We start from the raw sequence: 11,675 nt of genomic DNA, 5'->3' as shown, positions 1-11,675 counted from the left end.
ACCTCATGTCCTACGCGCCCGACGTCCGGCTGCGCGCAGTCCTGCTGTGCGGCATGGTGCTGGCGGGACTGGGCGTGCTCAACGACGTGACGATCACGCAGGCGTCGGCCGTGTGGGAGCTCAACGCGGCCTCGCCCGACGCCTCGCGCCGCCAGCTGTTCTCCCGCGGCATGCGGATCGGGCGCGACCACATCGCGTCGACCGTCTACACGATCGTGTTCGCCTACGTCGGCGCGACCCTGCCCCTCGTCCTGCTCGTGAGCATCTCCGACCGCGCGATCCTCGACGCGCTGCAGAACGGCGAGCTCGCCGAGGAGGTCGCGCGCACGCTCGTCGGCTCGATCGGCCTGGTGCTCGCGATCCCGCTTACGACCGCGATCGCGGCCCTGGTGGTCCACTCGGCTCCCGCTCCCGCGGAGCTCGCGCCCACGGAGGTCGCCGCGCCCGTCGGGTAGTGCTCAGTGGGCGTGCCCGCCCTGGGCCGTGAGCTGGCGGGTGGTCGCGCGCGTCGCCACGCTCACCGCGATCGCCGTGGTCAGCGGGATGGCGAGGATGAGGCCGATCGAGCCCGCCAGCGTCCGGATGATCTCCTGCGCGAAGATGCCGCTCGTCAGCGTCTGCCCGAGCGGCAGGTCGTAGAGCTGCAGGACCATGAGCACGGGGAGCGAGGCGCCCGCGTAGGCGAACGCGATCGTGTAGATCGTCGAGGCGATGTGGTCGCGCCCGATCCGCATCCCGCCCGTGAACAGCGCCTGCCACGAGGCCGTCGGGTCCGCCGCGCGCAGCTCCCAGACCGCCGACGACTGCGTGATCGTCACGTCGTTGAGCACGCCGAGCCCCGCGAGGACGACGCCGCACAGGAACACGCCGTGCAGCGTCTGGACGCCGTGGTCGCCGATCAGCGCGGCCAGGCGGTAGTCGTCCTCCGACGCGACCGGCGACAGGTGGGCGGCGTGCGCGCCGAGCACGCCGAGCGCCGCGACCAGGAGCAGCCCCGCGAGAGTGCCGCCCAGCGCTGTCGTGGTGCGCAGGCTCGGCCCGTGGGCGAGGTAGAGCGCGACGGTGATGATGATGACGGACGCCGCCAGCCCGACGAGCAGCGCGGGCTTGCCCGCCACGAGGGCCGGCAGCAGGTAGACCCAGATGACCGTGAACGCGACCGCGAGCCCGGCGACCGCGCGCAGCCCGCGCCAGCCCGCGACCACGGCCGCGACCAGCACGAACGCGAGCGCGAACGCCCCCAGAGGCACGCCGCGCGAGAAGTCCGACCAGGCCCACGTCTCGGGGGCGCCGTCGGCCGCCGGGTAGTGCTCGACGATGATCCGCGTGCCCGCGGGGACGTCGCCCTTCGTGATGCCGGACGTCGCGTAGACGGACACGACGCGCCCCTCGTCGGCACCCGACGTCAGGCGCGCCTCGACCTTGAGGCACGCGACCGACGCGGGCAGCGTGCCGTCCGGGAGCATGTTCTCGACGCTCGCGTCGCAGCTCTGCATGCTCGAGCCCGTCACCTCGGCGTTGACGTGCTGGACCCCGGCGTCCCCAAGCCCTGCGGCCTGGCCGGACGGCGTCACGTGGCCGGGCCAGGTCAGCGCGAGCGTGAGCGCCGCGGCCAGGACGATCGCGCCGACGACCGCGAGGAGCGCGATCGTCACCGCGGAGCGGCCGCCTCGCCCGTGCGCGCGCCGGGCGCGGCGGGCGGTGGGTGGTTGCGGCTCCGGAGGCAGGGGGTCGGTGGTCACTGTCACGGCTCGATTGTGTCCCGCGCCGGGGGTGGTCGACGAACCTGCGCTCGGGTCAGGCCGAGCCGCGCTCGACGAGGGCCGGCTCGAAGATGGCGGCGCTGGGCCGCTGGTCGGGCACGTCGAGCCGCTCGAGCAGGAGCCGTGCCATCTCGGCGGCCATCTCCTCGATCGGTTGCCGCACCGTCGTCAGGGTCGGCCGGCACATGAGGGCGGCGGTGCTGTCGTCGAAGCCGACCACGGCGACGTCGTCGGGCACCGTGAGCCCACGCTCCTGCGCCGCGAGGATCGCGCCGACGGCCATGTTGTCGTTCGAGGCGAACACCCCGTCGACCCGGTGGTCCGCGAGCAGCGTGGACATCGCCGCGACGCCGCTCTCCACGGAGAAGGTCCCCGCGGCCGAGGGCACGTAGGCGACGCCGTGCCGGGCCATCGCCTCCCGGAAGCCGACGAGCCGGTCCTCGGCGCCCGGGATGTCGAGCGGTCCGGTGACGATGCCCACCGAGCGGCAGCCGCGCTCGACGAGCCGGTCGGCGGCGAGCGCCCCGCCCGCGCGGTTGTTGACGTCGACGTAGCTCAGCGGCAGCGGGTGGTCCGGCCGGGAGAACAGCACCACGGGCAGACCGGCGTCCGTGAGCATCTGGGGGAGCGGGTCGCCCGCCTGGGCGGAGACGAGCAGGACGCCGTCCGCGCTGCCCTCGCGCACGTAGGACAGCACGCGGCTGCGCTCGTCGTCGGTCACCGCGAGCATGAGCACGGGGTGCACGTCGCGCGGGCGCAGCGAGCTCATCAGCCCGCCGGCGACCCGGCCGAAGAACGGGTCGGCGAGCACGTCACCCGGTCCCCACGGGCCGGCGCGGCTCGTGTCGCTGCCCGAGACCACGACCAGGACCGTGTCCGAACGGCGCGTGACCAGCGAGCGGGCCGCGCGGTTGGGGACGTAGCCGGTGCGGGCGATCGCGTCGTTGACCGCCTCGACGATGTGGGCCGCGACCCCGGCCTTGCCGTTGACGACGCGCGAGACGGAGGCACGGGAGACGCCCGCGACGAGTGCGACGTCCTCGAGCGTGCTCACGCGGGGGCTGGCGTCGTCGGGCACCCCCGCACGGTAGCGCCCTAGTCGCTCCCTGACGCGGATCCTGGCCCTGTCGCGGGGTGAGCCCTACCCGATGCGCGCGTCCGCGCAGGTGGCGACGCTGGTCATGCACCCGATCGTGGGATGCGTAGAGCGCTCTCTTGCGGCGGATGACGCGATCCCGACATACTCCGAGCACACAGAGAGCGCTCTCTGGTGCGGGCAGCGACGCCCGCCCGCGCAAGCGCTCGACAGCTCCACGCGCCGCACCCGCACAGCACCCCGTGCCCGGCGCGCGCACGACCCGCCCCACTGCTCGATGACGAACAGCGTGTGCCCGCCCGGTCGACGACGACCGGCACCACCAGGAGGACCCGATGACAGCCCTGGCCCCACCCGTCTCCCGCCGCCGCTGGCGCGCGGCCGTCGCCTCGATCGGCGTGCTCTCGCTCGTCGGCCTCACCGTCGGCGCAGCCGTGCTGCCCGCGGCCGCCGACGGCCCGGTCCTGCTCTCGCAGGGCAAGACCGCGGCCGCGTCGTCCAACAGCTCCGCGGCCGCGGCCGCGGTGGACGGGAACCTGCAGAGCCGGTGGGAGAGCGTCCACGACGTCGACCCGCAGTGGCTGCAGGTCGACCTCGGCAAGGCCAGCACGGTCGAGCGCGTCACGCTCGACTGGGAGCGGGCGCGTGCGAGCGCGTACACCGTCCAGGTCTCGTCGGACGGCTCCGCGTGGACGACCGTCTACACGGCTCCGGGCGCGGCCCCGCTGCTCGCCGGCTCCACGAACCCCGAGCTCTACGAGGACGACGTCACGCTCCCGACGCCGGCGACCGCGCGCTACGTGCGCGTGCACGGCACCGAGCGGGCCATCGGCTACGGCTACTCGCTCTGGGAGCTGCGGGTCTACGGCGAGGCCATGACCACGCCGCCGGTCGAGCCCTCGGGCAAGACCGTCGAGGTGGTGGGCGGCAACGGCAGCTGGCAGCTGCTGGTCGACGGCGAGCCCTATGTCGTCAAGGGCATGACGTGGGGTCCCGACGCGGCGCACGCGGAGGACTACATCGCCGACCTCAAGGCCATGGGGGTCAACACGATCCGGACGTGGGGGACCGACGCCTCGTCGGCGCACCTGTTCGACGTCGCGGCCGCGAACGGCATCCGCGTGGTCGCCGGGTTCTGGCTGCAGCCGGGCGGCGGCCCGGGCAGCGGCGGCTGCCCCGACTTCGTCGACGACGCCGAGGGGTACAAGGCGGCCGCGCTGGCCGACATCACGAAGTGGACGACGCACTACAAGGACGACCCGGCCGTGCTGCTGTGGGACGTCGGCAACGAGTCCGTGCTCGGCCTGCAGAACTGCTACTCGGGCGCCAAGCTCGAGGCCCAGCGCGACGCGTACACGTCGTTCGTCAACGAGGCGGCGGTCGCGATCCACGCGATCGACCCGAACCACCCCGTGACCTCGACCGACGCCTACGTCGGCGCGTGGCCCTACTACAAGAAGAACGCCCCCGCGCTCGACCTGCTGGCGGTCAACTCCTACGGCGCGATCGGCGACGTGCACGCCGCGTGGGAGGCCGGCGACTACGGCAAGCCCTACCTCATCACCGAGGGCGGGCCGACGGGCGAGTGGGAGGTGCCCGACGACGCCAACGGCGTGCCCGTCGAGCCGACCGACGTGCAGAAGGCGGCGGGCTACACCACGGCGTGGAAGGCCGTCACCGACCACCCCGGGCAGGCGCTCGGCGCGACGCTGTTCCACTACGGCATCGAGAAGGACATGGGCGGTGTCTGGCTCAACGTCCTGACGGGCGGCGAGAAGCGGCTCGGGTACTTCGCGGTCGCGAAGGCCTACGGCGGCTCCGCGGCCGACGACAACTCGTCGCCGGTGATCTCCTCGATGACGGTGCCGACCAGCTCGGTGCTCGCGGGCTCGACGTTCGAGGTCTCCGCTGCGGCGAGCGACCCGGACGGCGACGCGATCACCTACGAGGTCGACCTGTCCGGCAACTACGCCACGGGCGACAAGGCGCTCACGAAGGCGACCTACTCCGGCACGGCGGGCACGTTCACCGTGACCGCACCGACGACGGCGGGCGCGTGGAAGGTCTACGTGCTGGCGCGCGACGGTCACGGCAACGTGGGCATCGAGAGCCAGTCGGTCAAGGTTGTCGACGGGGCAGGTGTCAACGTGGCGCTCGGCAAGACCGCGACGGCCTCGTCGTCCCAGGACCCGGCCGCGCAGGGCGTCGACGGCGTCATGACGACGAAGTGGGGCAGCGCGCTCGACGGCAGCTGGAACGGCAAGGACGACGAGTGGTACCAGGTCGACCTCGGTGCCCGGTACGCCGTCCACCAGGTCAAGCTGTTCTGGGAGGGCGCCGCCTACGGCAAGGACTACGACGTCCAGGTCTCCACGGACGGCACCACCTGGACCACGGTCGCGCAGCAGCGCGACGAGGCCGCCGGCACGCACACGGTCGACTTCGACGAGACGACCGCGCGGTACGTGCGGATGAAGGGCATCCACCGCGGCTCGACGTTCGGCTACTCGTTCTACGAGCTGCAGGTGTTCTCCGCGACGGGCGAGCCCGTGGGCACCGGCCCGACCGACCCGACGGACCCCGACCCCACTGGTCCCGTGGTGCCCGGCACCGGCGACCTCGTCTGCGGCCGCGACCTCGTGCGTGACGCCGGCGTGACCGCGACGGCGTCGCACGGCAACGGCGGCGACGCGATCGACACCAACGTCTGGTCGCGCTGGGACTCGGGCGTCGCCGAGACGCCCCCGGGCAGCGGCAACTGGGTCGGCCGGGACGGCGAGTGGATCCAGGTGGACCTCGGCAAGGGGGCCCCCGTGTGCGGCCTCAAGCCGTACTGGGAGGGCGCGTTCGCGAAGGACTACGACGTCAAGATCTCGACCGACGGCTCGACCTGGACCACGGCGGCGCGCGTGCGCGGCCTGGCCGAGAAGGGTCCGGAGGTGACCCGGTTCGAGCCCGTGCGGGCGCGGTACGTGCGGCTCGAGGCGGTCACGCGCGGCACGCCGTACGGCGTCTCGCTGTGGGACCTCGAGATCTTCGAGGGTCGCAAGATCGAGCTCCCGACGACCGCCCTGCTCGGCTCGCGCGTGCTCGTGCTCGACCCGTCGATGGACGCCAAGGACATCCAGGCGATCTTCGACTCGGTGTTCGCAGACCAGGAGGAGGACCAGTTCGGCGAGGGTCGCTGGCAGATCTTCTTCAAGCCGGGCGACTACACGCTCGACGCACGGGTCGGCTTCTACACGGCCATGTCCGGCGCGGGTCTCGACCCGACCGACGTGGACATCACGGGCGGCGACTGGGTCGACGCGGAGTGGTTCGACATGAACGCCACGCAGAACTTCTGGCGCTCGGCGGAGAACCTGTCCTACACGCCCACGGGCGGCACGGGTCACTGGGCCACCTCGCAGGCCGCGCCGCTGCGGCGGGTGCAGGTCAACGGCAACCTCCAGCTCGACTCCGGTCGGTACGGCTGGTCGTCGGGCGGCTTCATCGCGGACTCGAACGTCACCGGCTACGTGAAGTCGTTCACCCAGCAGCAGTGGTACGCCCGGGACAGCTCGGTGGGTACGTGGGCCGGCGGGGTGTGGAACTTCGTCTACTCGGGCGTGACCGGCGACGTGTCCAAGGGCGACGGCGCGGGCGACCCCCGCGCGACGCTCCCGGCCAGCTGGGGCGCGTACCCGACGCCGCCGATCACCGCGCTCGAGCACACGGGTGCGATCGCCGAGAAGCCCTACCTGTACCTGTCGGGCGACGACGAGGACGTGGCGGCCGACTGGTCCGTGCGGGTCCCGGTGCTGCGTGACGGCACGGCGGGCACCACGTGGAAGAACGGCACGACGCCGGGCACGTCCATCCCGCTGACCGACTTCTTCGTGGTCAAGCAGGGCGCGACCGCGACCCAGGTCAACGCCGCGCTCGCGGCGGGCAAGAACGTGCTGTTCACGCCCGGCGTCTACCGGATGGACAAGACGATCCAGGTCACGCGTCCGGGGACGGTCGTGCTGGGCCTCGGCCTCTCGACGATCATCCCGACGGGCGGCGGCATCGGCATGCTCGTCGCGGACGCCGACGGCATCCGCGTGGCCGGGCTGCTGTTCGACGCCGCGGTGACCGAGTCGCCCGCGCTGCTCGTCGTGGGTGACAAGGACGTGCACCGCGACCACGCGGCCGACCCGATCGTGCTCAGCGACGTGTTCCTGCGCGTCGGTGGAGCCGTGGCCGGCAAGGTCGACGCCGCGATGGTCGTCGACGCGGACGACACGATCGTCGACCACGTCTGGTCCTGGCGGGGCGACCACGGGGCCGGGATCGGCTGGGACGCCAACACCTCGGACTACGGGTTCGTGGTGAACGGCGACGACGTGTCCGCCTACGGGCTCTTCGTCGAGCACTTCCAGCGGTACAACGTGCTCTGGAAGGGCGAGCGCGGGCGGACCGTGTTCTTCCAGAACGAGCTCCCGTACGACGTCCCGGACCAGGCCGCGTGGAACCACGACGGGGTCAAGGGCTGGGCCGCGTACAAGGTCGACAGCTCGGTGAAGCACCACGAGGCGTGGGGGCTGGGGGCGTACTCCAACTTCACGTCCGACACCGAGGAGGAGGAGATCACCGTCGACGGCGGGTTCGAGGTGCCGAAGACAGCCGGCGTCACCCTGCACCACCTGCTCGTGGTCTCGCTCGGTGGCGAGGGGATCTTCGAGCACGTGGTCAACGGGGTAGGAGCGCGCAACGAGAGCGCGAGCACCGTGCCGAGCTACGTGGAGCGCTACCCGGACCCGGCCGATCCCGATGCCGGGATCGAGCCGCCGGCCGCTCCCGTCGACCCGCGGACGAACCCGGCGACGAGCCCTGCGGGGCCGACGGACCCGGAGCCGACGCAGTCGCCGTCACCGACGCAGTCCCCGTCGCCGACCCCGTCGGGCTCGACCACGCCGAAGCCGACGGACCCGAAGCCGACCGACCCGAAGCCGACCGGTCCGACGGCTACCCCGGACGACGACGCCGTCGACGTCACGCTCTCGGCCGGTCGGGTCGAGGCGGGCGGCACGCTCACGGTGGAGGCGACCGGGCTCGAGCCCGGCGAGCGGGTCGAGGTCTGGCTGCACTCGACGCCCGTGCTGCTCACGCAGGGCGAGGCGGACGAGGACGGCAGCGTCGAGGTCGTCGCGACCGTGCCCACCGAGACCTCTGTCGGGACCCACACCGTGGTCGTCCGCGGTGCCGGCTCGGGTGCCGAGGGCAGTGCGACCCTGCAGGTCGTCGCGGCGGGTGACCTCGCCGCGACCGGCGGCGACGTGGGCGGTGTGGCGCTCGCGGGCGTGATCACGCTGCTCGCTGGCGTGGTGCTGCTGGTCGCCCGCTCAAGGCGAGGGGGCGTCGCCGCGTAGCGCAGGCCGTGGTCAGCAGGGGTGGGCGGCGCGTGCCGTCCACCCCTCCTGCCGTGTCACGCGCGCTCGAGGATCACGAGCGGGATGGTGCGGCCCGCCTTGGCCAGGTGGTCGAGGAAGAACGGGTACGCGGCCGTGATGTCGGCCCAGAGGCGGTCGTGCTCGTCCCCGCTCGCGACGACGGCGTGGGCGTCGTACTCCTCGTCGGCCAGCTCGACGTGCACGGCCGGGTCGGCGACCAGGTTGTCGAACCACTGCGGGTCGTGCAGCGCACCGGCCGCCGACGCGATCACGACCGGCGTGCCTTCGTCGAGGTGGAACATCATCGGCGCGGTCCGCGGCTCACCCGACGAGCGGCCCGTGGTGGTCAGCAGCAGGAGTCGGTCGCGGTGCATGCCCTCGATGGGACCGCCGGCGCGGAACCGCTCGATGACGTGGGCGTTGATCTCCAGCTGGTTCGTCTCTGCCATCTCGTCATCGTGGCCCGGAACATCGTCGGGCGCCTCAGGAAGGGGCGCTCTCGGCGACCGCGCGGGCCGCCGCCTCGATCCGTGCGGCGTAGGCCGACCACTGGTCGGACGAGCGGGCCGGGACGTTCGCATCGCCCACGCGCTGGCCCGCGAGGCCGTCGACGTGCTCGCGCAGGATGTCGGCGTGGCCCGCGTGCCGGGCCGTCTCCGCGAGCACGTGGACCAGGATCTGGTGCAGCGTGACCGCGCTGCGCTCGTCGGGCCACCACGGCACGGTGCCCGGGGCGTCGAGGTCGAGGGCCTCGATGACCTCGTCGGACGCCTGGGCCGACGCCTCGTGGAATGCGACGATCGACGCGGTGCTCTCGTCGGCCGGGACCCACATGTCGGAGTCGTCCGGGGCGTCGTCGGCGAGCCACGGGGCCGTGATGCCCGTCGGGCGGCCGAAGGTGTCGGTGAAGTAGCCGAGCTGGACGCTGGCCACGTGCTTGACCAGGCCGAGCAGGTTCGTGCCCGTGGGGGTCAGCGGGCGACGGGCGTCGTACTCGCTGAGGCCGTCGATCTTGCCGAGCAGGTCGGTGCGTGCGGTGCGCAGGTAGCGGAGCAGGGTCGCCTTGTCGTCCATCGGTCCACTATCTCCACCGGGGTCGCCGGGTGCCTCCTGTTTCGCCCGTGTCTGGCGTCGTCAGCGAGCGCGGCGGGCGACCGCGAGGGCCCACGCGACGAGCGGCACCTGCAGCGGCAGGCGCGCCCACGCGACCGCCGGCTTCCCGGCCCAGGAGCGTGCGTCGGGCCGCGACCGGACGGCCATCGTCACGTTGCCGGGGAAGACGCCGACGAGCAGCGCGGCCGACGCGAGCCCGCCGACCTGCCGCGTCGCGGGCACCGCGAGGGCTCCGGCGCACGCGAGCTCGGCGACGCCGCTGCCCAGCACCCACGGGTCCGGGTCGCCGAGCGACCGGGGGATCAGCGGACGGAAGACGCCCGGCTTGACCAGGTGGATCGTGCCCGACGTGGCGAGAAGCGCGGCGAGGGCGAGCGCGGGGCCGTGCTGCGAGAGCTGGCGGCGCGCGGCCGTGGCGAGGGACGACATCCCCGCACCGTACGTCCGCGGGTGCCGGAGCGCTTCTCACCCGGTGCCGGCGTGCCGAGGGGGTGATTGTGGGGTAGCGGCCATCCGCCGGCGCATCTGCTCCGAACTTCGAGTGTTCCCGGTCCTGGCCCGCCACCCCGGAAGGTGTCCCGTGCTTCTGCTGCTGTCCTCGAGCCCCGCCCCGCGCACGTCGCGCGCGCATCTGGCGCGCTCGTGGGGCACACTGGCGCGCGTGGTGCAGGCCCCCGAACCGACGAGCGACGCCCCCGATCTGCTCGCGGCCGTCGCGTCCGGGGACCAGTCTGCTTTCGAGCGGCTCTACGACCAGCTCGAGCGCCCCGTCTTCGGCACGTGCTTCGGCGTCCTGCGCGACCCGGACCATGCCGCGGAGGTCGCGCAGGAGGTGTGGGTCGAGGTCTGGCGCACCGCGGCGCGCTTCGACGCCGGCCGCGGATCCGCCCGCACCTGGGTGGTGACGCTCGCCCACCGCCGCGCGGTCGACCGGGTCCGCTCGGTCCAGGCCCAGCGCGACCGCGACCAGCGGGTGCTCGACGAGAGCGGCGAGCGGCCGTTCGACGTCGTCGCCGACGAGGTCGAGGGCATGCTCGAGCAGGTCCGCGTGCGCGACTGCCTGCAGACGCTCACCGAGACCCAGCACCGCGCCGTGGTGCTCGCGTACTACGGCGGCAAGACCTACCGCGAGGTGGCCGAGACCCTCGGCGCCGCGCTGCCCACGGTCAAGTCGCGCATCCGCGACGGGCTGCTCCGGCTCAAGGACTGCTTGGGGGTGGCGGCATGAGCGAGAACGACGACCTCCGCGCCTCCGGCGACGACGTGCGCGCCCTGCTCGGCGCGTATGCGCTCGACGCGGTCGACGACGTCGAGCGCCGCGCCGTCGAACGTCTGATCGCCACGGACGCCGACGCCGCGCGCGAGCTCGCCGACCTCCAGGCCGTCGCTGCTCGGCTCGGCTCCGCGGTCGCCGCCGAGCCGCCCGCCAGCCTGCGTGCCTCGGTGCTCGACGCGGTCGCCCGCGAGGGCCGGCCCGCGGATGGGGCCACCCCGACGGATGGTCTCGTCCGGCCGGCCGACGACACGACGTCGAGCGCCGCCAGCGAAACCGCGCCGGCTGGACCGGCCGGGTCAGCGTCGATCGACGCTCCGGTCGCCGAGCGCGCCGGCACGCCCGCGACGTCGCACCGTGCCGCGAAGCCGCGCGGTGCGCAGCGCTGGTGGTCGCTGGCTGCTGCCGTGGTCATCGGGGCGGCCGTGCCCAGCGCGCTGCTCGTGCAGCAGCACCAGCGCGCCGAGGACGCCACCAACCAGCAGCAGGCCCTCGCCGACGTTCTCCGGGACCCGTCGGCCGTGCTTGTCCACGGCGACGTGGCCGGCGGCGGCACCGCGACGGCCGTCCTCACCGACGACGACGCACTGTTCAGCGCGACCGGCCTCCCGGCGCTCGCGGACGGCAAGGTGTACCAGCTGTGGGTCGTGAACGGCGACGAGGCGGCATCGGCCGGGGTCCTCTCCGCCGACGGCGGCTCCGTGCGCCGACTGGCCGACGACTTCGCGTCGGGCGACGCCCTGGCCATGACCGTGGAGCCCGCGGGCGGCTCGGCGCAGCCGACCACCACCCCGGTCGTCGTCCTCACCCAGAGCTGACCCGCCGGCCCGACTCGCCCGCTGCCCGCTCGCCTGCGGTCACCTCGCGCGCGGCCTCCGCGCCAGACTCCGTTCGCCGAGCGCGGGTGCCGCGGCCCGAGCGCGGGCTGCGCGCCACCCGCGCTCGCGCCGTCCGACCCGCTCACGCCCCCGGTCGCCTCGGGCGCCGGCCGCGGGACGGTGGCTCGTGCTGCGCCC

At 73.5% G+C, this 11,675-nt stretch carries 9 protein-coding genes; 4 read left to right on the top strand and 5 right to left on the bottom strand.

Annotated features, from left to right (window positions below; all coding sequences use genetic code 11):
- On the top strand, window positions 1-455 hold a 455-nt coding region (locus D1825_RS02925), incomplete at its 5' end, for a YibE/F family protein (RefSeq protein ID WP_138067388.1).
- A 3-nt stretch (window positions 456-458) separates the two neighbouring features.
- Here the strand turns inward: D1825_RS02925 and D1825_RS02920 are convergent.
- Window positions 459-1,748, bottom strand: coding sequence for a YibE/F family protein (locus D1825_RS02920; protein WP_233549587.1), 1,290 nt, complete (start codon window positions 1,746-1,748; stop codon window positions 459-461).
- A 49-nt stretch (window positions 1,749-1,797) separates the two neighbouring features.
- Window positions 1,798-2,841 carry a LacI family DNA-binding transcriptional regulator gene (locus tag D1825_RS02915; protein WP_118765983.1) on the bottom strand — a complete coding sequence of 348 codons (1,044 nt, stop codon included), beginning with the start codon at window positions 2,839-2,841 and terminating at the stop codon, window positions 1,798-1,800.
- A gap of 353 nt (window positions 2,842-3,194) precedes the next feature.
- Between D1825_RS02915 and D1825_RS02910 the strand changes: the two genes are divergently transcribed.
- Window positions 3,195-8,252 carry a discoidin domain-containing protein gene (locus tag D1825_RS02910; RefSeq protein ID WP_118765982.1) on the top strand — a complete coding sequence of 1,686 codons (5,058 nt, stop codon included), beginning with the start codon at window positions 3,195-3,197 and terminating at the stop codon, window positions 8,250-8,252.
- 56 nt (window positions 8,253-8,308) lie between these two features.
- On the opposite strand, the gene D1825_RS02905 is transcribed toward D1825_RS02910, so the two are convergent.
- From D1825_RS02905 to D1825_RS02895, 3 genes are read right to left on the bottom strand one after another with little or no spacing between them, the layout of a single operon-like run.
- Complete coding sequence (locus D1825_RS02905; protein WP_118765981.1) at window positions 8,309-8,722, bottom strand: nitroreductase/quinone reductase family protein; 414 nt, start codon at window positions 8,720-8,722, stop codon at window positions 8,309-8,311.
- A gap of 34 nt (window positions 8,723-8,756) precedes the next feature.
- Window positions 8,757-9,347 carry a DinB family protein gene (locus D1825_RS02900; protein WP_118765980.1) on the bottom strand — a complete coding sequence of 197 codons (591 nt, stop codon included), beginning with the start codon at window positions 9,345-9,347 and terminating at the stop codon, window positions 8,757-8,759.
- A 60-nt stretch (window positions 9,348-9,407) separates the two neighbouring features.
- Window positions 9,408-9,815 (bottom strand): DoxX family protein, encoded by a 408-nt coding sequence (locus D1825_RS02895; RefSeq protein ID WP_118765979.1) that lies wholly within the window; start codon window positions 9,813-9,815, stop codon window positions 9,408-9,410.
- A 151-nt stretch (window positions 9,816-9,966) separates the two neighbouring features.
- Here D1825_RS02895 and sigK point away from each other — a divergent pair, with 151 nt between their 5' ends.
- Both sigK and D1825_RS02885 read left to right on the top strand, forming a co-directional pair.
- The gene (gene sigK / locus D1825_RS02890) at window positions 9,967-10,614 is read left to right on the top strand and encodes an ECF RNA polymerase sigma factor SigK (protein ID WP_233549586.1); all 648 of its coding nucleotides are present in this window, start codon (window positions 9,967-9,969) and stop codon (window positions 10,612-10,614) included.
- Window positions 10,611-11,477, top strand: a complete 867-nt coding sequence (locus D1825_RS02885) for an anti-sigma factor (RefSeq protein WP_118765978.1) — start codon at window positions 10,611-10,613, stop codon at window positions 11,475-11,477. Before sigK ends, D1825_RS02885 begins: the two co-directional genes overlap by 4 nt.
- The last annotated feature ends 198 nt before the right edge of the window (window positions 11,478-11,675 follow it).

Source organism: Cellulomonas rhizosphaerae, from assembly GCF_003470205.1.
In the GTDB taxonomy this organism is placed as follows: Bacteria; Actinomycetota; Actinomycetes; order Actinomycetales; family Cellulomonadaceae; genus Cellulomonas; species Cellulomonas rhizosphaerae.
This window is presented reverse-complemented; position numbering and strand designations above follow the sequence as displayed.